Source organism: Streptococcus bovismuti (assembly GCF_042436615.2).
In the GTDB taxonomy this organism is placed as follows: domain Bacteria; phylum Bacillota; class Bacilli; order Lactobacillales; family Streptococcaceae; genus Streptococcus.
On the sequence record NZ_JBHMFR020000002.1, the window covers coordinates 242,733 to 265,645 of the forward strand.

The 22,913-nt window shown below is 39.6% G+C and carries 21 protein-coding genes and 1 pseudogene; 19 read left to right on the forward strand and 3 right to left on the reverse strand.

Features of this window, described 5'->3' with window-relative positions:
* Window positions 1-150 precede the first annotated feature (150 nt).
* Window positions 151-1,605: an alpha-amylase gene (locus ACERDH_RS04140; RefSeq protein ID WP_049487321.1), complete on the reverse strand. Its 1,455-nt coding sequence runs from the start codon at window positions 1,603-1,605 to the stop codon at window positions 151-153.
* A gap of 177 nt (window positions 1,606-1,782) precedes the next feature.
* Here ACERDH_RS04140 and ACERDH_RS04145 point away from each other — a divergent pair, with 177 nt between their 5' ends.
* Complete coding sequence (locus tag ACERDH_RS04145; RefSeq protein ID WP_386680521.1) at window positions 1,783-2,532, forward strand: ABC transporter ATP-binding protein; 750 nt, start codon at window positions 1,783-1,785, stop codon at window positions 2,530-2,532.
* The gene (locus ACERDH_RS04150; protein ID WP_386680524.1) at window positions 2,513-4,147 is read left to right on the forward strand and encodes a hypothetical protein; all 1,635 of its coding nucleotides are present in this window, start codon (window positions 2,513-2,515) and stop codon (window positions 4,145-4,147) included. Before ACERDH_RS04145 ends, ACERDH_RS04150 begins: the two co-directional genes overlap by 20 nt.
* Window positions 4,148-4,237: 90 nt before the next feature.
* Here ACERDH_RS04150 and ACERDH_RS04155 read toward each other — a convergent pair whose 3' ends face one another.
* Window positions 4,238-4,429 (reverse strand): DUF4368 domain-containing protein, encoded by a 192-nt coding sequence (locus ACERDH_RS04155; protein WP_150922567.1) that lies wholly within the window; start codon window positions 4,427-4,429, stop codon window positions 4,238-4,240.
* Between the two features lie 293 nt (window positions 4,430-4,722).
* On the opposite strand from ACERDH_RS04155, the gene ACERDH_RS04160 reads away from it, so the two are divergent.
* From ACERDH_RS04160 to ACERDH_RS04185, 6 genes and pseudogenes are all read left to right on the forward strand, one after another.
* Window positions 4,723-5,577 carry a DNA adenine methylase gene (locus ACERDH_RS04160; protein WP_150922568.1) on the forward strand — a complete coding sequence of 285 codons (855 nt, stop codon included), beginning with the start codon at window positions 4,723-4,725 and terminating at the stop codon, window positions 5,575-5,577.
* Entirely contained in the window at window positions 5,567-6,379 is an 813-nt protein-coding gene (locus ACERDH_RS04165; protein ID WP_150922569.1) for a DNA-methyltransferase, read from the forward strand. The genes ACERDH_RS04160 and ACERDH_RS04165 overlap by 11 nt, the downstream gene beginning before the upstream one ends.
* Window positions 6,376-7,284 (forward strand): type II restriction endonuclease, encoded by a 909-nt coding sequence (locus ACERDH_RS04170; protein WP_150922570.1) that lies wholly within the window; start codon window positions 6,376-6,378, stop codon window positions 7,282-7,284. Before ACERDH_RS04165 ends, ACERDH_RS04170 begins: the two co-directional genes overlap by 4 nt.
* A 72-nt stretch (window positions 7,285-7,356) precedes the next feature.
* A complete protein-coding gene (locus ACERDH_RS04175; protein ID WP_415741906.1) occupies window positions 7,357-8,553 on the forward strand; it encodes a hypothetical protein in 1,197 nt (398 codons plus the stop codon).
* The gene (locus ACERDH_RS04180; protein ID WP_191962410.1) at window positions 8,537-9,715 is read left to right on the forward strand and encodes an AAA family ATPase; all 1,179 of its coding nucleotides are present in this window, start codon (window positions 8,537-8,539) and stop codon (window positions 9,713-9,715) included. The genes ACERDH_RS04175 and ACERDH_RS04180 overlap by 17 nt, the downstream gene beginning before the upstream one ends.
* Window positions 9,715-9,902, forward strand: a pseudogene (locus ACERDH_RS04185) (hypothetical protein). The gene ACERDH_RS04180 and the pseudogene ACERDH_RS04185 overlap by 1 nt, the downstream one beginning before the upstream one ends.
* A 225-nt stretch (window positions 9,903-10,127) precedes the next feature.
* Here the strand turns inward: ACERDH_RS04185 and ACERDH_RS04190 are convergent.
* Window positions 10,128-12,245 carry an LTA synthase family protein gene (locus tag ACERDH_RS04190; RefSeq protein ID WP_386680715.1) on the reverse strand — a complete coding sequence of 706 codons (2,118 nt, stop codon included), beginning with the start codon at window positions 12,243-12,245 and terminating at the stop codon, window positions 10,128-10,130.
* A 149-nt stretch (window positions 12,246-12,394) separates the two neighbouring features.
* Between ACERDH_RS04190 and ACERDH_RS04195 the strand changes: the two genes are divergently transcribed.
* The 11 genes from ACERDH_RS04195 to ACERDH_RS04245 all read left to right on the forward strand — a co-directional run bounded on the left by ACERDH_RS04195 (window position 12,395) and on the right by ACERDH_RS04245 (window position 22,796).
* Complete coding sequence (locus ACERDH_RS04195; RefSeq protein WP_386680531.1) at window positions 12,395-13,558, forward strand: class I SAM-dependent rRNA methyltransferase; 1,164 nt, start codon at window positions 12,395-12,397, stop codon at window positions 13,556-13,558.
* Window positions 13,555-14,232 carry a type I 3-dehydroquinate dehydratase gene (gene aroD, locus ACERDH_RS04200; RefSeq protein ID WP_000767764.1) on the forward strand — a complete coding sequence of 226 codons (678 nt, stop codon included), beginning with the start codon at window positions 13,555-13,557 and terminating at the stop codon, window positions 14,230-14,232. The genes ACERDH_RS04195 and aroD overlap by 4 nt, the downstream gene beginning before the upstream one ends.
* A complete protein-coding gene (locus tag ACERDH_RS04205; RefSeq protein WP_386680534.1) occupies window positions 14,222-15,076 on the forward strand; it encodes a shikimate dehydrogenase in 855 nt (284 codons plus the stop codon). Before aroD ends, ACERDH_RS04205 begins: the two co-directional genes overlap by 11 nt.
* A gap of 18 nt (window positions 15,077-15,094) precedes the next feature.
* Window positions 15,095-16,162: a 3-dehydroquinate synthase gene (aroB, locus tag ACERDH_RS04210; RefSeq protein WP_084864900.1), complete on the forward strand. Its 1,068-nt coding sequence runs from the start codon at window positions 15,095-15,097 to the stop codon at window positions 16,160-16,162.
* Between the two features lie 9 nt (window positions 16,163-16,171).
* Window positions 16,172-17,338: a chorismate synthase gene (gene aroC / locus ACERDH_RS04215; RefSeq protein WP_386680537.1), complete on the forward strand. Its 1,167-nt coding sequence runs from the start codon at window positions 16,172-16,174 to the stop codon at window positions 17,336-17,338.
* Window positions 17,339-17,347: 9 nt separating this feature from the next.
* Complete coding sequence (locus ACERDH_RS04220) at window positions 17,348-18,451, forward strand: prephenate dehydrogenase (protein ID WP_386680540.1); 1,104 nt, start codon at window positions 17,348-17,350, stop codon at window positions 18,449-18,451.
* A gap of 10 nt (window positions 18,452-18,461) precedes the next feature.
* Window positions 18,462-18,800, forward strand: a complete 339-nt coding sequence (locus ACERDH_RS04225; protein WP_084929716.1) for a YlbF/YmcA family competence regulator — start codon at window positions 18,462-18,464, stop codon at window positions 18,798-18,800.
* A gap of 91 nt (window positions 18,801-18,891) precedes the next feature.
* On the forward strand, window positions 18,892-20,175 hold the full coding sequence (gene aroA / locus ACERDH_RS04230) for a 3-phosphoshikimate 1-carboxyvinyltransferase (RefSeq protein WP_386680543.1): 1,284 nt from the start codon (window positions 18,892-18,894) through the stop codon (window positions 20,173-20,175).
* Entirely contained in the window at window positions 20,168-20,644 is a 477-nt protein-coding gene (locus ACERDH_RS04235; protein ID WP_386680546.1) for a shikimate kinase, read from the forward strand. The genes aroA and ACERDH_RS04235 overlap by 8 nt, the downstream gene beginning before the upstream one ends.
* Window positions 20,641-21,489 carry a prephenate dehydratase gene (gene pheA, locus ACERDH_RS04240; RefSeq protein WP_049542913.1) on the forward strand — a complete coding sequence of 283 codons (849 nt, stop codon included), beginning with the start codon at window positions 20,641-20,643 and terminating at the stop codon, window positions 21,487-21,489. Before ACERDH_RS04235 ends, pheA begins: the two co-directional genes overlap by 4 nt.
* On the forward strand, window positions 21,486-22,796 hold the full coding sequence (locus ACERDH_RS04245; protein WP_237446969.1) for an LCP family protein: 1,311 nt from the start codon (window positions 21,486-21,488) through the stop codon (window positions 22,794-22,796). The genes pheA and ACERDH_RS04245 overlap by 4 nt, the downstream gene beginning before the upstream one ends.
* Window positions 22,797-22,913 lie beyond the last annotated feature (117 nt).

The following is a 22,913-nucleotide window of genomic DNA, read 5'->3' on the forward strand; positions in this document are numbered from 1 at the left end:
CAGGCTGTACTTGAGTACGGCAAGGCGACGTTGACGTGGTTTGAAGAGATTTTCGAAGAGTATAAGTAAAGATCTATCCATTTGGGTAGATCTTTTTGCATACACAAAAAAGCCAAATCCGATTGGATCTGGCTTGATGCTTATAAGCTATTAGATAGTATTGGATGCCCAGACACTTACGGATCTAGCTGAAACTGGGAATTGTCCATAACCTTCCTCATCGATTGTAACTTGACCTTGGTGGTTTTCAAGTAGATCTACAAAGGTTTGGTTAGCCCACTCTTGGCCGACAAACATTGACTTGCTCTTTTCTTGGTCATTTGAAATCAAGACTGCGATTGGGGATTGGTTTTCAGCACCTGAACGTACCCAACCGATACAGTTAGCATGGTCAAAGTAGTCTTTTTGTTCTCCATAGGCCAAGTCTTTTCGGATGGCTAGGAGGCGGTCAAGGACTTCTTTGAAATCTTCTTGAGCATACTGCCCTGAAATCCCATAGTAATCTCCATAAAAGACACATGGAAGGCCATCTTGGCGTAACAGAATGAGGGCATAGGCTGCTGGTTTGAACCACTCTTCAACAGTCGATTCAAGAGCCTGACCTCGTTGGGTATCATGATTGTCGACAAAAGTCACCGCCTTGTCAGGTTTGAGTTCAACCAAGCTATCTGTGAAAATGCCACGAAGGTCATAGTCTGCGCCAGCTTGACTGGCTTCAAAGAGATTCTGGTGGAGACGAACATCGACAAGGTCAAAGCGTTCTTCCGTTTTTTCAAGATAGTCCAGATTGGCTTCCTTGTCAGGATTCCAGAATTCACCAAAAACATAGAAATCTTGACCATATTTTTCCTTCATATCACGGATGAAATTGCGCATAAAGAAAGAATCGATGTGTTTGACTGCATCCAAGCGAAAACCAGCTACACCAGTCGTTTCCATGAACCAGTCTGCCCAGTTATAGAGATTTTGGATGACCTCAGGATGTTTAAAGTCTAGGTCAGCATACATGAGGTAGTCGTAATTTCCGTTTTCGTTATCGACTAATTCCTCATTTGCCCAGCCCTTGTTATCACCTTGGATGAGATAAATGCCAGATTTACGACGTTTGGCATCGTAGTCTGTACCTGTGAAGTGGTACCAGTGCCAGTGGAAGTCATTGTAGGTATCTTGGCGGCCATCGAAGGTAAAGCTAGTCCAGCCATTGATAGTGAAGGGTTCTCCAAGTTCAACTGTACGGTCTACAGGATCCACTTCGATAACCTGAAAGGCTTCCATATGATCGGCTGCAGCCTTGTGGTTGAGCACCACATCGGCCATAGGCTGGATTCCCTGCGCTTTTAGAGCTTGAATGGCTTGAAGATAATCTTCTTTAAAACCATACTTGGTGCGGACAGTTCCTTTTTGATTAAACTCTCCTAAGTCAAATAAGTCATAGACACCATAGCCTACATCTTTTTCATTGGTTGCCTTAAAAGCTGGTGGCATCCAGACATGGCTAATACCGAGATCAGCTAAGTGTTGAGCATCTTCAGCTAGACGCGTCCAGTGCTGGCCGTCGTGGGGGAGATACCATTCAAAGTATTGCATAAGTGTTTGATTTTGCATGATTTTTCCTCTTACTTGTCAATCTTGTTCTTTATTCTATCATAAAGTATCTCTTGACTCAAACGTTTGCGTAATACTAAATAATAAGTTTTTGACTATTTTATATAAAATGTTGATTTTTAAAATGAAAGTGCTATTATAATAGTAAAATACATAGATAAAGCTAGGAGTCAGCTCATGATTGAATTTCAAAATGTTAGTAAGTTGTATGGTGATAAAGAGGCTTTGAGCAATCTCAATCTGCAGATTGAAAATGGAGAGATTATGGGCTTGATTGGCCATAATGGGGCTGGAAAATCGACCACCATAAAGTCTCTAGTCAGTATCATTTCGCCCAGCAGTGGTCGTATCTTGGTAGATGGTTTAGATTTATCGGAAAATCGCTTGGCTATCAAACGAAAGATTGGTTATGTAGCAGACTCGCCTGACTTATTTTTACGCTTAACGGCCAATGAATTTTGGGAATTGATTGCTTCATCCTATGATCTGACTAGCTCTGATTTGGAGGCTAGTCTAGCTAGGCTATTAAGTGTTTTTGATTTTGCTGAAAACCGCTATCAGGTTATTGAAACCCTTTCTCACGGAATGCGTCAGAAAGTCTTTGTAATTGGGGCACTCTTGTCTGATCCTGATATTTGGGTCTTGGACGAACCCTTGACTGGTTTGGATCCCCAGGCTGCCTTTGATTTGAAGCAAATGATGAAGGAACATGCACAAAAAGGCAAGACAGTCTTGTTTTCAACCCATGTCCTAGAGGTGGCCGAGCAAGTCTGTGATCGGATTGCCATTTTGAAAAAGGGGCATTTGATTTATTGTGGTAGCGTAGAGGACTTGAGAAAAGACCATCCAGACCTGTCTTTGGAAAGTATCTACCTTAGCCTTGCCGGTAGAAAAGAGGAGGTTACGGATGCGTCTCAAGGTCATTAAAAAATTAGTTGATATCAATATCCTCTATTCATCTAAAGAAGTGAATCTGGCTAACTTACGAAAGAAGCAGGCTAAAAATCCTGGGAAAAAAGTAAATGTTTCAGCTAAAATCCTACGTTCTTACTTTTTTTCCAGCCTCTTGATGTTCATCTTGTTTATAAATATAGCCATTCATTTTCCTTTTGAGGAAATGCCTATCTATTTTAGTTCGATGGTTTCTTTTTTACTGGTGCTTGCCTTTTCAACGGCTTTCACTGCCTTTTACAATGTCTTTTATGAGAGTAAGGATTTGGCCTCCTATAGTCCCTATGCCTTTAAAGAATCAGAGATTATAATTGCTAAAGGGTTGTCGGTCCTCTTGCCAGCTCTAGCTGGAATTGTACCAATGCTAGCTTATTTTTTAGTTCTCTACATTAGGCTAGCTCCTTCTCTTTGGCTGGGTTTGCCTTTGATGCTACTGTCCTTGGCCTTATTATTTGTCTCTGTGACTTTAGTGATGGTAGTGGTAGTGCATTTCTTAGCTCAGACTGCGGTCTTCAGAAAGTATCAGTCTATTTTTGCCAATGTGATGATTGGGATTGGGGTTCTCACGCCTTTATTATTTTTCTTCTTTGTCCAGTCTACTTCTAGAGGTATAGGTGATCAGACTAGAGAAATTCCACCTCTCCTTTATCCTATTCATCTCTTTTACAAAATAGCAGTGGAGCCTTTTTCGACAGAAGCCTTAGTGGGTCTGCTCGCTTGGATTTCTCTAACTGTTTTCTTGCTTTACCTGACCAAAAAGAAGGTTCTTACTCATTTTTATGACGTGATTCTGCTTAACAGTGAGGAGAAGATCATAAAAGAGCGACGCAGTAAAGAGAGGATTTCAACTACTAAAAAGGGATTTTTCCGCATGGTTTTGCGCTACAACCTCTCCCTCTTGGGACAGGGGACTGGCGTCATTACAGTGCTTTTTACAAGTGCTTTCCTTCCTTATCTCATGATGATCGGTCTGATTTCCAAAATTCGAGATTCTCAGTTAGTTCCAGACATTCATCCTCCATACTGGTTACCCTTGTTTTTTGTAGGAGTGCTTATAGCAGTTTTCAATAACAATATCACCAGCCTGCCTTCAATTGCCTTATCCTTGGAGAGGGAAAATGTTGATTTTCTGAAGAGTTTGCCCTTTGACTTTGCTCGTTACGTGAAAGTGAAATTTTGGATTATATTTGCTGTGCAGTCCTTTTTACCTATCTTGACTTTACTTGGTCTTTCCCTTTATTTAGGATTGCCCATCCTTTCGATGATTTACCTTCTTGTGGCATGGATCTTTGCCAGTGTCATCCTTTCTTGTCACCATTATTTTAAGGATGTGAAAAATCTGTCAACCAATTGGAGTAGCATTACGGACCTGGTCAATCGTTCAAATGGTATAGTCAAAATGGTTTTACTCTTAATTTATGGTGTTATCTTGTCGATTTCATCTCTTGTGAGCATATTCTTGGTTCAGTCTCTCTCTACTATCCTTGCCATCAGCTTGGGAGTAGGAGCTCTTATCCTCTTACTTGGTCTTGCTGTTTTTGGCTATCATTACTACCTATCACGCATATTGGTAGAGGTAGAAAAAAGATGAGATAGTTGGTCGTTTGCTTGATAAATTTTATAAAAAGAAATGCTCCTCCAAAGGTAACCTGACACCCAGCAGTTTAGTGATTAGGTAATATTAGCGAGTCAGATTATCCGGCTCGCTTTTTTCGTTGTTTAGTTTTCCGATGAAATTGTAGTAAATATCTATCTGAATGATTCGATTGCGTTTCGTTCCTGTTGGTTTTTGTATCACAATCTTATCAATCAGCTCATTTATGATTTCAACGGTTAGTTCTGGAAGTTCTGTATATTTGGAAATTCTCGCCATAAACTTAGAGATACTGTCTGGTTTTCAAAATGACAATTTAGTTTTAACTTTTACGACTGATTCCAACGATATTCTAACATTTGAATATAGTGCTTTTCATTTAACCGACACCGCCAAGGCTCTGATAGAGATTTTAGATATTGAAACAGATGATGAATTTTTTAGAGAGCTAGCGAATAGCTATAGAGAGAAGTTATCTGAGTCTAGTGTTAAGATTTCAGTTGTAAATGTTGAGGTATTGAGTTGACTTTAACTGATTTAATTCAGTGGTGATATGTGGTATAATTGTAGGTATGAAATCAATACTTAATAGTAAGCAGGCTTTACGCCCTTTTACAAAATGGACTGGTGGAAAGCGTCAGCTTCTTTCCGTAATCAAATCTCTTATGCCAGAATCTTATAATCGTTATTTTGAGCCGTTTGTTGGTGGTGGAGCTTTGTTTTTTGAACTTGCTCCTAAAGATGCGATCATAAATGATTTTAATAGTGAATTAATCAATTGTTATCAACAAATTAAAGATAATCCTTCTGAGCTAATTAAATCGTTATCTAAGCACAAGGAAAGCAATTCGAAGGAATACTATTTGAACTTGCGTTCTGCTGATAGGGACAGCAGAATTGAAAAAATGAATAATGTTGAGAGAGCTGCTCGCATTATGTATATGCTACGTGTAAATTTTAATGGATTATACCGTGTAAATTCAAAAAATCAGTTTAATGTCCCGTATGGTCGCTATAAAAATCCCCAAATTGTAGATTCAGATTTGATTGTATCTATTTCTCAATATTTAAATGAGAACACTATTCATATTTTAAATGGAGATTTTGAAGAAGCCGTTAAAGATGTTGAAGCTGGGGACTTTGTTTACTTTGACCCACCCTACATTCCACTTTCTGAGACAAGCTCTTTTACTTCTTATACACACGAGGGATTCTCTTACGAAGACCAAGTTCGTTTGAGAGACACTTTTAAAAAGCTAGATGAAAAAGGCGCCTACGTTATGTTATCGAATTCTTCTAGCCCATTAGTTGGAGAGTTGTATAAAGATTTTAATATACATAAAGTCTCTGCTACCCGGACTAATGGAGCTAAATCTTCAAGTCGTGGAAAAATTGATGAGATTATTGTAACCAACTATGATAAATAACGAATATAAGTATGGAGGTGTTTTAATGACAAAGCCATACTATAATAAAAACAAATCAATTCTTGTACATGCCGATACTTTTGAGTTCCTTTCGAAAATGAAACCTGAAAGTATGGACATGATTTTCGCAGATCCGCCTTATTTTTTGAGTAATGGAGGTTTCTCTAACTCAGGAGGTCAAGTAGTATCAGTTGATAAAGGTGATTGGGATAAAATATCTTCGTTAGAAGAAAAACATGATTTCAACCGACGTTGGATAAATCTTGCTAAAAAAGTCTTAAAACCTAATGGCACAATTTGGATTTCAGGTAGTTTTCATAATATTTATTCGGTTGGAATGGCTTTAGAACAAGAAGGATTTAAGATTCTTAATAATATTACTTGGCAAAAAACTAATCCAGCTCCAAATCTTTCTTGTCGATATTTTACGCATTCTACCGAAACCATTCTTTGGGCTAGGAAAGCTGATAAAAAAGCTCGTCACTATTACAACTATGACTTGATGAAAGAAATAAATGATGGTAAACAAATGAAAGATGTCTGGACTGGTCCGCTCACAAAGCAAACTGAGAAATGGGCTGGTAAGCATCCTACGCAGAAACCTGAATATTTGCTGGAACGAATTATTCTAGCTTCCACTCAAGAAGATGATTATATTCTGGATCCTTTCGTTGGTAGTGGAACGACAGGTGTGGTTGCTAAAAGATTAGGTAGAAAATTTATAGGAATTGACGCAGAAAAAGATTACTTAAAAATAGCCAAGACAAGATTAGAAAAGGAAAGAAACGAGGGGATATTATGAAACTAAATGATTATCTAGAATTATCGTCAGAAGAAAGACTTAAAGAATTTTTATCAAGTTTATCTGTAACAAATCGTACACCTGAATATTATGTCAATTGGGAGAAGGTTAATCGTGAGACTAAACAGTTTGAGTTAGAGCTAAACACCCTTAACTACCTGATAGGTAAAGATTCTATTTATAACGAAGCTCTATCTCTGTTCACTAAACAACCCGACCTACTTAGGGCAATTCCAAGTTTAATTGCTAGCCGTGATAAAATTTTAGATATTCTTTCTATCGATGAGCAAGATAATATGAGTTTTGAGCGACTCAATTTTTCGAAAATTGATACTAACAAGATTAAGGAGTATGTTGATTTTACTGAAAAATCTGGATTATTGAATTTCCTTCAAAACAACGCTAACCGTTCGTTAGTGGATTATGTTTATGGGGTGGAAGCTGGATTGGATAGCAATGCTAGAAAAAACCGTAGTGGAACAACTATGGAAGGTATTTTAGAACGTCATATTGATAAAATAGCAAACGAATTAGAATTAGAATGGAAAGCTCAAGCTACAGCTCCATTTATCAAAGAGAAATGGAATATTATAGTTCCTGTTGATAAGTCTGAACGACGTTTCGATGTGGTAGTATATTCCAAAAAGAAACATAAAGTTTGGCTAATTGAAACAAATTACTACGGTGGCGGAGGCAGCAAACTTAAGGCTGTAGCTGGCGAGTTTACGGAATTGAGCCAATTTGTAATAACTTCGAACGATAATGTAGAATTTGTGTGGGTTACAGATGGACAAGGTTGGAAAACCGCTCATTTACCACTTTCAGAAGCTTTTAATCATATCACAAATGTATTCAATTTGTGTATGCTAAAAGAAGATTTTTTGTCTGAACTATTTCAAAAATAATATTATAAATTAGGTTTTAGAAAAATCTAGAAGAACGCGAGGTGTTGATTGATAAAAAAATTTTTCTTAGGAATGAATTATCGTAGAATTATTTTATATACATCAGCTATACTAACTGTAGTTAGTTGGTTATTTAGAATTAATATTTTACAGCCTTATTCACAATATGAATTGATTTTTTCATTATCTACGATAATGCTTTTCTACTTTTTTGAAGATAAGAATAAAGATGAATTTTTACTTATAGCAATATTTTATGTATTAATTCGACCATTATTGAGATGTCTAATTACTTTAGTCAATATTGACCCGAATATACTGCTAATAATTAGTGTGATATTAATTTCTGTGAGTTGGCGTATAGATTCTATTAACAAGAGCGACAGAGAAAAAGTTACTCCAAAATTAAACTCAGATTATTTTAATTTAGTTTATATAAATTCGGCGAAATCTTACGAGATTGCTACTTTGATTGATAATACTGTAAAAACAACAATTCAAAAAGAAAACAGTAATACTACGAATAATAAAAATTCCTTTAAAGTTGGTACGAAAAATAGTTTACCATCTAGTTATGAAAATAGTCATGAATTAATCACGGGAAGTAAGATTAGTGAGAGTTTCGAAATTAAAAATACTAAATCTACTATTTTTAGAAAAGTCTATGAAATGGCTAAAACTTTTCAAATTAGAAGTTCAAAACCCGGGGATCTGGTAAAATTTGACAACATTTCACTGACTCCTGTAAATGCGCAGGATATCCCTCTTATTCTACAAGTTTTACAGTCTAGCAAACTAGATAATCCTACTACAGAAGGGATTGAGCTAAACATGTCAAACTTACTTTCTACTTTTTTGACTGATTATACGATTGACTATGGTTTTAAGATAGGTGAGGAAAATTTCTTAGTTCGTTTTCCTTACGGAGAAATTGAAGGCTTTGAAAATGGATATAGACATAGTGACTTCCAGCTTGGTCAACTTTGTTTAGTAGGAATAGACCGAGGCAAAATTAATTTTTCAGAAGTCGATACGATGTCAACGAAATTTTTAGAGTTCATGAGTGAGCAAGCTAATAAAAATAATACAGCGAAAATTGTAAAAGATATTATTCAAAAATCTTCAATTCCAGAATCTAGTTCTATTGATAAATCTGAGTTTGAGTTCGATTTCAATTATAAAAAACTAGATGGAGAGTACCACTTAATAGATGTCATTGCGGTTGTTCAAAAAATCAATGTGGAGAAAAAAGATGATTTACCTATATGACCCAACAAGAATTGATGATTTAAAGGCTAACTTTTCAGAGAACAAAAAGATTGATATTACCCATATCTTATCTCACGATTTTACTAATCTCGTTGAATTAGAAGATATTTGTAGCGAGGTATACCCTTTTAATAATTTGGTTATAGATTTATCTGCTTTAATGAATCCAAGCGCGTACAATAGCCTGTATATCGGTAAAATATTCCATTTACTAGATAGGGCATTCAACTCCCCTATTTTTTGGTTGAATAAATCAAAATATGAAATTATGTTAAAAGAGTTGCCGTTGTTGTTTGATGAAACAGCTATAAACGAAGATTTTGCTAATCCAAAAGTTCAAAAACTTAATCTTGATGAGGTAGCGAAAGATTATAGTGTTAATGAAATTAACGATAAAGTACAAAAGGCTGTTGATAAACTAGTTGGTCACAGCTTATTTAAGGCTGATTTTGTAAAGAAGTATGAAAATTATAAATTACTAGAAAAAATTAGTGTTCGAAAGATTTTTTCCGTATTTCTGATAGGCGAATCTGGAATTGGAAAAACAGAATTTGCGAAAATCTTATCAAAATCACTCTATCCAAATGGAGAGCTCATCAAAATTAACTTCGGAAATTACTCAACGGAGGGAGTGTTAAATAGTTTGATTGGCTCTCCGCTTGGATACATCGGAAGCGATGAAGGTGGTGAGTTAATTAAAAAAATTAATTCATCAAAATCTAAAATTATTTTGATTGACGAATTTGAAAAAGCAACACCATCTGTATTCAACTTCTTTTACGAGCTTCTAGAAGATGGTAGTTTTACAGATAGGCATGGGATTGTTCATGATTTAAGTGGTTATATGATTATTTTTACTTCTAATATGACTCCAGAATATTTTACTCAGCATATTCCCAATTCACTTAAGTCTAGATTTGATTTAACTAGCGATTTCCAAATTCCAAGTATTGAGGAAAAACAATTATTTATCAAAGTAGAAACCAATATTCTAGTGAATAAACTGACTGAGTATTTTAAAGTTTCTTATAAAGTTACCGAAGAATTGATGGAGAAAATATTAAAATTATCGTCAGAGGATAATTTGCGTCATATTAAGAGACTTCTTCAGGATATAATTACAAAAGACTTTAGAGAGAAGAAGCTAGATAAACGGTCTTAATAGTATCGAAATCATATTTATTTGGATACTTCTCAATTTCAAAAACTTTAATTCCTATAATGTGTGTGATCCAAGTATTTTTGATAGAAATATATTTAGATTTCGAAATAGAATTATTCAAATAGGTGAAATTATAATTATTGTTGCTTCTATAATATTATTTATTGATAGTATATTGAGTTTGTAACAAAAGGCTTTTCTATAAAATCAAACTTTCCAGATACCTGCTGAAGCTGATTTATATCCTCATATTTCTTCTACTATCTTCGTCACTAAATTTGACAGACATATATTGCTGATACAACCTCTCTACCTACAATCTCGCAGTTAACCTGAGGCCAGTTTCCTCTTTGATTTTCGTTGAATTTTATTTGATAAAAAGAAATGCTCCTCCACGATGGAAGAGCATTTTTTATTGTGATTTTGATTCAGTTTCTGCAGACTCTGGATGGAGTTCTTGGTAACTTGGTGCCTTGAAAAGGTCAGTACTGGTCTTACCTTGTCGTTGGCTAAAGAGACTGGTTGATTGACTTCCTTTTTCCTGCTCAATCTTTTGCAGAATTGGTAAAGAATTGAGGTAAGAAATACTTTCTGTATCAACTTTTCCAAGATGATCTGCTTGGTAGAAACGTATCAAATCACCAGTTTGAATCTGGTCGCTGATTTTCAGCTGTTGGCTGGCTGTCTGCCGAACGATTTCTAGTTCAGTCTGAGCTTGTTCATCAAGATTACTGATTTCAAGACCGCTCTCAGTATAGTAGGTTCGTCCGTCATAACTGGTGTATTTAGGTGTGACGAAGGAATTGGCAGTTCGAAAGGCAATGATTTCTTGATGATCTGGAGACAGAAGGTCTTGGCCGACTTGAAGGAGGGAATTGGACTCAATACCAAGGAGGTGTTCGAGAGTCGGTAAGATATCGATTTGTCCACCGTAGGTATTGATGATTTGTCCTTTTTCATAGCCAGGCATGAACACCATAAAAGGCACTCGTTGCAACATAGCATTGTCGTAATTCGACCAGTTCTCAGAAGTCTTGCCAATCAAGGGAGCCAGGTCAGGATTGCGGGAGTTAGAAATTCCATAATGGTCTCCGTAGATGACGATGATGGATTTTTCATAGAGGCCACTTTCTTTGAGATAGTCAAAGAAGGCCTTGATGGCGCTATCCAGATAGTTGGCTGTTTGGAAGTAGCCATTGATGGTTTCATCTTTGGTTTTAGCCAAGGGGAAACCAAGCTCATCGCCTGTCAGATTGCTTGCATAGGGATAGTGATTAGACACCGTGATATACTTGGCATAAAAAGGCTGCTGCAAGTGCTCTAGATACTGGATAGAATCTTTCATCATGATTTTATCATTTAAACCATATTGGAAAGAGTTGCTACTGTCTTGCTTAGTAAAATAGGAAGCGTCAAAGAAGTATTGGTAGCCCCATTGTTTGTAGGTTGTATTTCGATTCCAGAAGGTCCCGATATTACCGTGAAAGACAGCACTCGATTGATAGCCATTTTTTGATAGGATAAAAGGCGCAGCTTGCTGGGTATTGGTACCACCGTAATTGACCATAAAGGAACCTTGGTCAAGTCCAAACAAACCAGTCTCCAGCATGGTTTCCGCATCTGAGGTCTTACCAGCCTTGACTTGGTTAAAGATATTAGAAAAGGCTAGGGTTGATTGCGAATGGTAGAGGGAATTAAGGAAGGGAGTGACTTCATGCTCAGTTCCATCTATGTTGAGTTTATAGTCCAGTAGGAATTGCTGGAAACTTTCCAAGTGGAGATAAATCACATTTTTCCCTTTGGCCAAGCCAAAATAGTCTGGATTGGGCTTAGCAGAATGTTCTTGAATATAGTCTGTGATAGGTTGAAGGTCGGTCTCAGAGGCCTTGGCACGTTCTTTGTTGGCGCTATAGGACTGGTTGGCACTATAGCCTAAAAATGCTGGCAAACTAAGGGCACGAACAATATAATAATTAGAAAATCCTCGTGACAGGAGATCGGGACGCTCAATTTCAGCCAAGAAAAGGTTAGCTGAAAAGAGCAGGGCCGAGAGAGCAGTGATGGCAACACTGGAGCGGAATTTGAAAGGTCTCCTATCCAACTGGATGAATTTTTTATAGAAAAGGAAAGCCAGCAGTGGGAAATCCATAAAATAGATGAAATCCCAAAAGCGCAGTAACTCTAGTTCCGCAGTACCAACAGATACCTTGCTGACCACTTTCATGGTATTGGCCGTGATAAAGTCGCTAAATTCTCGATAGTAAAAGACATTGGAATAGAGCCAAATGAATAAAAGGCTATAAATAGCTATACTCAGGCCATAAAAGATCTTGGTTGACCGAGCATAGAAGGCTAGAGCCAGCAGGAGGAGTCCCAAAGGAAGGGGATTGAAAAAAGCGATAAAGGCAAGGTAATTCCCTTGCAACTTGCCCAATTGAATATCTAAATTAAAGTCAACGGTATAGGCTAATAAGGTTTTGAGCCAATAGAGGATTAAAAGGGTTAGGACAAAACCCAGTCTGGTACCCATGGCTTTTTGGATTTTGCTAAAATTGATTCTCACACAATTACTTCCTAAGTTTTTATTAGTATTAGTATACCATTTTTTAAAACTAGAGTAAAAAAGCAAGGGTAGTTTCTTTTTTGAGAATTGTCACAAAATTTGCTATAATAGGGACTATGAATAGAATAAGAGTCAACAAACGGGTTGAAAAAAAGCTTTCCAAGGGGCTTGTTTTACTAGAAGCCAGCGATCTTGAGAATATCAGTCTCAAGGATCAGGAAGTAGAAGTTCATAGTCAAGATGGAAACTTTCTTGGTACTGCCTACCTTTCTCAGCAAAACAAGGGCTTGGGCTGGTTTGTGAGCACAGACAAGGTGACCTTCAATCAAGCTTTCTTTGAAGCACTGTTTAGACAAGCTAAAGAAAAGAGAAGTGCCTACTATCAAGATGATTTGACTACTGCCTTTCGTCTCTTTAACCAAGAGGGAGATGGCTTTGGCGGTCTGACAGTGGACCTTTATGGCGACTATGCTGCCTTTTCTTGGTATAACTCTTATGTTTATCAGATTCGCAAGGTTATCTCAGATGCTTTTAGACAGGTTTTTCCTGAGGTTTTAGGAGCATATGAGAAGATCCGTTTTAAGGGTTTGGACTATGAATCTGCCCATGTTTATGGTCAAGAAGCACCTGACTTCTTCACTGTTTTGGAAAATGGTGTTCTGTATCAAGTCTTTATGAACGATGGCTTGATGACAGGGATTTTCCTAGACCAGCATGAAGTTCGCGGTAGTTTAGTGGATGGGTTGGCTATGGGTAAATCCTTGCTCAACATGTTTTCCTACACAGCAGCCTTTTCAGTGGCTGCGGCCATGGGAGGAGCAAGCCAGACTACTTCGGTTGACCTAGCTAAACGTTCACGAGAATTGTCTCAAGCGCATTTTCAGGCTAATGGAATCAGCACAGACGACCATCGTTTTATAGTTATGGATGTTTTTGAGTATTTCAAGTATGCCAAGCGAAAAGACTTGACCTATGATGTGATTGTCCTAGATCCGCCTAGCTTTGCTCGGAACAAAAAACAAACGTTCTCTGTGGCTAAGGATTATCACAAGTTGATTTCCCAGAGTCTTGAGATTTTAAATCCGGAAGGGATTATCATTGCTAGTACCAATGCTGCCAATGTATCCCGTCAGAAATTTACAGAACAAATTGATAAAGGCTTTGCAGGAAGAAGTTACCAGATTTTAAATAAATACGGTCTTCCAGCAGATTTTGCCTATAATAAAAAAGATGAAAGTAGTAATTACCTCAAGGTGATTAGTATGAAGGTTAGTAAATGAAATTAATCGTTTCAGTAATGCCAAGAAGTTTAGAGGAGGCCCAGGCTCTGGATGCCACGAGGTACCTGGATGCCGACATCATTGAATGGCGTGCCGACTATCTGCCTAAAGAAGCGATTTTGCAGGTGGCTCCAGCTATTTTTGAAAAATTCGCAGGCCGTGAGTTAGTTTTCACGTTACGAACTCGCTCTGAAGGGGGAGAAATCGACCTTTCTCCAGAAGAATATATCCATCTAATCAAGGAAGTGGCACAACTCTATCAACCAGACTATATTGATTTTGAGTACTATAGCTACAAGGATGTTTTTGAGGAAATGCTGGACTTCCCAAATCTCGTTTTGAGTTACCACAATTTCCAAGAAACACCTGAAAATATGATGGAAATCTTGTCAGAGTTGACGAGCTTAAATCCAAAACTTGTTAAGGTTGCAGTGATGGCTCACACGGAGCAGGATGTCTTAGACTTGATGAACTATACACGAGGCTTTAAAATCCTCAATCCTGAGCAGGAATATGTGACCATTTCTATGGGCAAGGTGGGCAAGGTCTCTCGTATCACTGCGGATGTGACTGGTTCGAGTTGGTCTTTTGCTAGTCTAGATGAGGCAAGTGCCCCAGGTCAGATTTCCTTAGCTAACATGAAAAAAATTCGGGAGATTTTGGATGAAGCTTGATGGCTATACACGTTTAGCTGCCGTTGTTGCTAATCCTATTAAGCATTCGATTTCCCCCTTTATCCACAATAGTGCCTTTGAGGCGACAGCTACCAACGGTGCTTATGTGGCTTGGGAGATTGAAGCGGATGACTTGGCAGAAACAGTGGCTAATATTCGTCGCTACCAGATGTTTGGCATCAACCTGTCCATGCCCTATAAGGAGCAGGTGATTCCTTATTTGGATGAGTTGAGTGACGAATCGCGCTTGATTGGTGCGGTTAATACGGTTGTCAATGAGAATGGCAATTTAATTGGATATAATACAGATGGCAAGGGATTTTTTAAGAGCTTGCCTTCTTTTACAATTACAGGTAAGAAGATGACCTTGCTGGGTGCAGGTGGTGCGGCTAAATCAATCTTGGCACAGGCTATTTTGGATGGTGTCAGTCAGATTTCTGTCTTTGTTCGTTCGGTTTCGATGGAAAAAACAAGACCTTATCTAGACAAGTTACAAGAGCAGACAGGTTTTAAAGTGGGCTTGTATGCTTTAGAAGATGTTCCCGAACTGCAAGCAAGGATTGCTGGGTCGGATTTACTGGTCAATGCGACAAGTGTAGGAATGGATGGTCAATCATCTCCAGTTCCTGAAAACATTGTCCTATCAGAAACTCTTTTAGTAGCAGATATCATTTACCAACCCTTTGAAACACCATTTTTGAAATGGGCTAGAAGCCAGGGAAATCCAGCCGTCAATGGTCTGGGAATGTTGCTCTATCAAGCTGCAGAAGCTTTTCAACTGTGGACAGGAAAGGAAATGCCGACAGAAGAGATTTGGCAGTCCTTAACAGAAAAATACCAATAAAGAAAGGGAGATTCTCCTATGAAAATCAGAATCGATATTCCTCATCATCCTTATGATATTCAGATTGAAAAAGGTTGTCTGGCTCAGGCTGGTCAATGGTTGCGAGAACTCTGGCAACCACAAAAGGTAGTCATTGTGACAGATAACCATGTAGCTTCTCTTTATGCAGAGAAGGTCAAGCTCAGCCTAGAAGATGCTGGTTTTCAGGTAGCTGTTTTTGATTTTTTAGAAGGTGAAGAAAGAAAGAATTTAACTACTGTTCAGAAAGTCTATGAATTTCTAGTTAAGCAGGGGTTGACTCGTAGCGATGGAATAGTGGCTCTCGGAGGTGGTGTCGTTGGAGACCTGGCTGGTTTCGTAGCCTCTACCTATATGCGGGGTATTCACTTTGTTCAGATTCCGACTAGTTTGACAGCTCAGGTGGATTCTTCTATCGGTGGAAAGACAGGCGTCAATACTCCATTTGCTAAGAATATGGTGGGGACCTTCACCCAACCAGACGGGGTTCTGATTGACCCACTTGTTCTTGGAACCCTCGGAAAGAGAGAGTTGATTGAAGGGATGGGTGAAGTTATCAAATATGGCTTGATTGAGGATCCAGAACTATGGACTCTATTGACGGAGCTAGATGGTACTGTAGAGAGCATTTTGGAGCATGCAGAGACCTTGATTGAACATTCTTGTCAGGTTAAGCGCAAGATGGTAGTTGAGGATGAGTTGGACAATGGTGTACGCCTTTACCTCAACTTTGGCCACACTATTGGTCATGCCATTGAAGCAACGGCTGGTTATGGCAAGGTCATGCATGGAGAAGCTGTGGCCATGGGCATGGTGCAGATTTCCAAGGTGGCTGAGGAAAAAGGCCTCATGCCAGAAGGAATAACCCAGTCTATTACAGAGATTTGTCAGAAATTTGGCTTGCCTGTTGATTATGAAAACTGGGATGTTGACAAGCTTTATCAGGCTTTGACTCATGATAAGAAAGCACGTGGCAATACCTTGAAATTGGTCTTGGTGCCAGAGCTTGGTTCAGCGACTATCCACTCAGTTTCTCTGGAAGAGATGAAAGACTACTTGGTAAAATAAGGAGAGTGTATGAGATATTTAACAGCAGGAGAATCACACGGTCCCCGTCTGACGGCTATCATTGAAGGAATTCCAGCAGGACTTCCTTTGACAGCTGAGGATATTAATGGAGACCTTAAACGTCGTCAGGGTGGCTACGGCCGCGGTGGTCGTATGAAGATTGAGAGTGACCAGGTTGTCTTTACTTCGGGTGTTCGCCATGGGAAGACGACTGGGGCTCCTATTACCATGGATGTCATCAATAAAGACCACCAAAAATGGCTGGATATCATGTCTGCTGAGGACATTGAAGACCGACTTAAAAGCAAACGAAAAATCACCCATCCTCGTCCAGGTCATGCCGATTTAGTTGGGGGCATCAAGTACCGTTTTGATGATTTGAGAAATTCTTTAGAACGTTCATCAGCTCGTGAAACCACCATGCGGGTGGCAGTTGGGGCAGTAGCCAAACGCCTCTTGGCTGAGTTGGATATGGAAATTGCCAACCATGTCGTGGTCTTTGGTGGCAAGGAAATCGATGTTCCTGAAAATCTCACAGTCGCTGAGATTAAGGAACGAGCTGCCCAGTCCGAAGTTTCTATTGTCAACCAAGAACGGGAACAGGAAATCAAGGACTACATTGACCAAATCAAGCGTGATGGAGATACCATCGGTGGGGTTGTGGAGACAGTTGTCGGAGGTGTTCCAGTTGGTCTTGGTTCCTATGTCCAATGGGACAGAAAATTGGATGCGCGATTGGCCCAGGCAGTTGTCTCTATCAATGCCTTTAAAGGGGTAGAATTTGGTCTTGGATTTGAGGCTGGTTATCGTAAAGGCAGCCAAGTCATGGATGAAATTCTCTGGTCTAAAGAAGACGGCTACACTCGTCGTACCAATAATCTGGGTGGCTTTGAAGGTGGAATGACCAATGGGCAACCTATTGTTGTTCGAGGTGTTATGAAGCCTATTCCTACGCTCTACAAACCACTAATGAGTGTGGATATTGAAACCCATGAACCCTACAAGGCAACAGTCGAAAGAAGTGATCCGACCGCTCTTCCAGCAGCAGGAGTGGTTATGGAAGCCGTTGTGGCAACGGTTCTGGCACAAGAAATCCTTGAAAAATTCTCATCAGATAATCTAGAGGAATTAAAAGAAGCGGTAGCCCAACACCGAGACTATACAAAGAACTATTAAGGAGTTCCTATGGCAAAAACAGTCTATATCGCAGGTCTTGGTCTGATTGGTGCCTCTATGGCCCTTGGTATCAAACGCGATCATCCAGATTATGAAATTTTAGGTTATAATCGCAGTCAAGCTTCGAGAGATATCGCCTTGAAAGAAGGCATGATTGACCGTGCAACGGATGATTTTGCTAGTTTTGCTCCTCTTGCGGATATCATTATTCTCAGTTTGCCAATCAAACAAACCATTGCTTTCATTAAGGAGTTGGCCAATTTGGACTTGAAAGAAGGCGTGATTATCTCAGATGCTGGTTCGACCAAGTCAGTCATTGTGGATGCGGCGGAGCAATATTTGGCTGGCAAACCTGTTCGCTTTGTCGGGGCCCATCCTATGGCTGGTAGTCACAAGACAGGGGCTGCTTCTGCGGATGCCAATCTTTTTGAAAATGCCTATTATATCTTTACACCTTCGAGTCTGACGGGTCAGGACACGCTTGAGGAAATGAAGGACTTGCTTTCAGGTCTTCATGCTCGTTTTATCGAAATTGATGCCAAGGAGCATGATCGTGTCACTTCTCAGATTAGCCATTTTCCTCATATTCTGGCTTCTAGTCTCATGGAGCAGACCGCGGTCTATGCTCAAGAGCATGAGATGGCAAGACGCTTTGCGGCAGGTGGTTTTCGAGATATGACTCGGATTGCGGAAAGTGAGCCAGGTATGTGGACTTCCATTCTCTTGTCCAATCGTGAGACTATTCTAGATCGAATTGAGGATTTCAAGGAGCGTTTGGACGAGATTGGACAAGCTATCAGTAAGGGTGATGAAAACCAAATCTGGAACTTTTTTAACCAAGCGCGTGAGCAACGTCAGGCCATGGAAATTCATAAGCGTGGTGGTGTGGATAGCTCTTATGACCTCTATGTTGACGTTCCCGATGAAGAAAACGTCATCCTGCGGATTTTGGAACTGCTACGTGGAACTTCCTTGGTTAACATCCACATCAACGAGGAAAACCGTGAGGATATTCACGGGATTCTACAAATTTCATTTAAAAATGCTCAAGACTTAGAACGAGCCGAGCATCTCATAACAGAAAATACCGATTATACAGTCGTTGTCAAATAAGGAGAAAATCATGTCAAATATTTACGATAGTGCAAACGAACTCAGTCGCGGTCTACGTGAATTACCAGAATACAAGGCTGTCAAAGCAGCTAAAGATGCTATTTCAGCAGATGCTGAGGCAAGCAAAATTTTTATAGAATATGTTGCCTTCCAAGAGGAAATTCAAAGATTAGCGCAGACAGGTCAAATGCCAGACGCTTCCTTCCAAGCGAAGATGGAAGGTTTTGGTAAACAGATTCAAGGGAACAGCCTCTTGTCAGAATTCTTTACCAAGCAACAACAATTGGCAATTTACCTTTCTGACATTGAAAAAATTGTTTTTGAACCAGTTTCAGAATTGCTAAAATAAGAAAATAACTATCATAAAGTCAGGAATTTTTAAGGAATTTCTGGCTTTTTATGATAAAATAGGTAAAAGTATTGCAAGTATGAGGTCCAGTATGAAACTAAAAACAAACATTCGCCACTTACACGGCAGTATCCGAGTTCCAGGTGACAAGTCTATTAGTCATCGTTCCATTATCTTTGGAAGTTTGGCTGAGGGGGAGACCAAGGTTTATGATATATTACGTGGCGAAGACGTCCTTTCGACCATGCAAGTCTTTCGTGACCTTGGTGTTGAAATTGAGGACAAAGATGGGGTTATTACCATTCAAGGTGTCGGTATGGATGGTTTAAAAGCTCCGCAAAATGCCCTTGATATGGGAAATTCTGGAACCTCGATTCGCCTGATTTCAGGTGTCCTTGCTGGGGCCGACTTCGAAGTAGAAATGTTTGGAGATGATAGTCTTTCCAAACGTCCTATGGATCGTGTGACCCTTCCATTGAAAAAAATGGGTGTTAACATTTCAGGGCAAACTGAGCGAGACCTGCCTCCTCTTCACTTAAAGGGGACTAAAAATTTAACACCTATTCATTATGAGTTGCCGATTGCCTCTGCCCAAGTCAAGTCAGCCTTGATGTTTGCAGCTTTGCAGGCTCAGGGTCAGTCAGTTATTATCGAAAAAGAGTGCACCCGTAATCATACTGAAGATATGCTGCAACAATTTGGTGGTCATTTAAGTGTGGACGGTAAGAAAATCACAGTCCAAGGGCCACAAAAATTGTCAGGACAAAAGGTGGTTGTTCCAGGAGATATTTCCAGTGCAGCCTTTTGGTTGGTCGCAGGTTTGATTGTTCCAAACTCTCGTGTAGTGCTGCAGAATGTGGGTATCAACGAAACGCGTACCGGTATTATAGATGTCATTCGTGCCATGGGTGGAAAACTAGAAATAACTGAAATTGATCCAGTCGCTAAATCTGCTACTTTGACTGTTGAGTCTTCTGATTTGAAAGGAACAGAGATTGGTGGCGCTTTGATTCCACGCTTGATTGATGAATTGCCAGTTATCGCTCTACTTGCGACCCAAGCCCAAGGTGTCACAGTTATAAAGGATGCTGAGGAACTCAAGGTCAAGGAAACAGACCGTATTCAGGTTGTGGCAGACGCTTTAAATAGCATGGGTGCGGATATCACACCTACAGCAGATGGAATGATTATCAAAGGAAAATCAGCCCTTCACGGTGCTAGAGTCAATACTTTTGGAGACCATCGTATCGGTATGATGACGGCTATCGCGGCTCTCTTGGTTGCAGATGGAGAAGTGGAGCTTGACCGTGCTGAAGCCATCAATACCAGCTATCCTAGCTTCTTTGATGATTTGGAGAGCTTGATTCATGGCTAAGGTATTACTAGGATTTATGGGGGCTGGTAAATCTACAATTGCTAGAGGATTGGACTCTAATTACTATGATATGGATGCTGTGATTGAGAAACGCTTAGATATGTCCATTGCGGAATTTTTCACTGAAAAGGGCGAAGTGGCCTTTCGTCAAATAGAATCTGAAGTATTAGCTGACCTACTAAAAACGGACCAAGTTGTGTCAACAGGTGGGGGCGTAGTCATTTCTAAGCGAAATCGTGATTTACTAAAGACCAATTCTGATAACATCTACCTGAAAGCAAATTTTGAAACGCTTTATCAACGTATCGCAGCTGATAAGGACAATCAGCGTCCGCTTTTTCTAAATAATAGCAAGGAAGAACTTGCAGCTATTTTTCAAGAAAGACAGGCTTGGTATGAGGAAGTGTCCAGTCGGGTTTTGGACGTGACCAAGCTAAGCCCAGAGGAAATTATAGAGGAACTGAGATGAAAATTGCTTATCTAGGTCCCAAGGGATCATTTTCACACCACGTAGTGCAGACAGCTTTTCCTCATGAGGAATTGCAGGCTTTTGCCAACATTACAGATGTCATTAAGGCCTATGAGCAAGGCTTGGTGGACTATTCTGTGGTGCCTGTTGAAAATTCTATCGAGGGTAGTGTTCATGAAACCTTGGACTATCTTTTTCATCAGGCTCGCATTCAAGCAGTGGCAGAAATCGTTCAACCCATTCATCAGCAGTTGATGGTGGTTCCAGGTCATACTAAGATTGAAAAGATTTTTTCACATCCACAGGCTTTGGCTCAAGGTAAGAAATTCATCGATGAACAGTATCCAGAGGCCCAAATCGAGGTGACTGCTAGTACTGCCTATGCGGCCCGCTTTATTTCCGAACATCCAGACCAACCTTATGCAGCCATTGCACCAAGAAGTTCTGCTGAAGAATATGGCTTAGAACTGATTGCTGAAGATATTCAAGAAATGGAAGCCAATTTCACACGATTCTGGGTTCTGGGAGCTGAAAAGCCTAGTATTCCCTTGAAAGCACAAACTGAGAAAATGAGTTTGGCCTTGACCTTACCTGACAATCTTCCAGGTGCACTTTATAAGGCCCTATCGACCTTTGCTTGGAGAGGAATTGACCTGACAAAAATTGAAAGTCGTCCACTCAAGACAGCACTGGGCGAATACTTTTTCATAATCGATGTGGACTATGCTGACAAGGACTTGGTCCACTTTGCCCAAAAAGAATTAGAAGCTATTGGAATCCAGTATAAAGTACTGGGTGCCTATCCCATTTATCCAATATCAGACCATGGAAAGGAGAGAAGATGAGTAAAGAAAATCCCTTAAGCCATCACGAGCAGTTGCGTTATGACTATCTCTTTAAGAATATTCATTACCTTAATGAGCGAGAGAAAAAAGAGTTTGCTTACCTGCAAGGTAAGTTAAATGTGGCTAGTGGTAGTGAAGTTTCTCCAGAAATTCATAATGAAAATCATGATATGGAAGAGTCTTTCATGGAACAAATCAATCAGTCTCCTCTTCCATCCTATGGTAACCGTAGTCGTGCAAAAAAATACCAGAAAAGCCATTCTCTTCCAAAGGTTAAGTCCAAAAAACGTAAGATTCGTTGGGGGCGCATTTTTGCAGGATTGCTTGCTCTTCTAGCCTGTGTTGGTTTTGGTATGATTTTTATGTTCCTAAAAGGTTATTCAAATGCGGATCCAACCAAACCTGCCAATGCTAAGGCAGCTCAAGTAGAAGTTTTTCATGGTCAAGATACCAAGGATGGGGTCAATATTTTGATTATGGGGACGGATGGACGGATTGGCCAAAACAGTGCTGAGACGAGAACGGACTCGATTATGGTTCTAAACGTTGGTGGCTCAGATAAGAAAATTAAGCTGGTCAGTTTTATGCGTGACAATTTGGTTTATATAGACGGTTATAGCCAAGTCATTAACGGTAGAAAGCAGTCTGATAATAAGTTAAATGTGGCCTATGAACTAGGGGAACAAGAAGGCCAAAAAGGGGCTGAAATGGTTCGAAAAGTCCTAAAAGACAATTTTGACTTGGATATTAAATACTACGCCTTGGTAGACTTCCAGGCCTTCGCAACCGCTATTGACACTCTATTCCCTGATGGCGTGACGATTGATGCAAAATTCTCAACCTTAGAAGGTCAACCTTTAACCGAAGCTACGGTGGGAGATGATTTACATGCTACAGAAACAGAGTCTCCAACCCAGACGATTAAAGTCGGGAAGCAGCAGATGAACGGTTCAACCTTGCTCAATTATGCACGCTTCCGTGATGATGATGAAGGTGATTATGGTCGTACCAAGAGACAACAGCAAGTTTTGACAGCTGTTCTACAACAACTCAAGGATCCAACTAAACTCTTTACTGGATCAGAAGCACTAGGTAAGGTCTTTGGCATGACCTCTACGAATGTTCCCTATAGTTTCTTATTGACCAATGGTTTATCCTTCCTAGATGGAGCGCAAAATGGCATTGAGAGATTAACAGTTCCAGAACTAGGTGATTGGGTAGATGCCTATGATGTCTATGGAGGACAGGCACTCTTAGTAGACCAAAATAAATATCAAACCAAGCTCTCTCAAATGGGAATGAGATAAGTTAAGACAGAAAAATCAAAGTTTGAAGGCTATTTATCCAGCAGTCAGGCTTTGATTTTTTACAGTCTGCAATAGATTTTCATCCCTTATTTGTGGTATAATGGAACGATACGATAG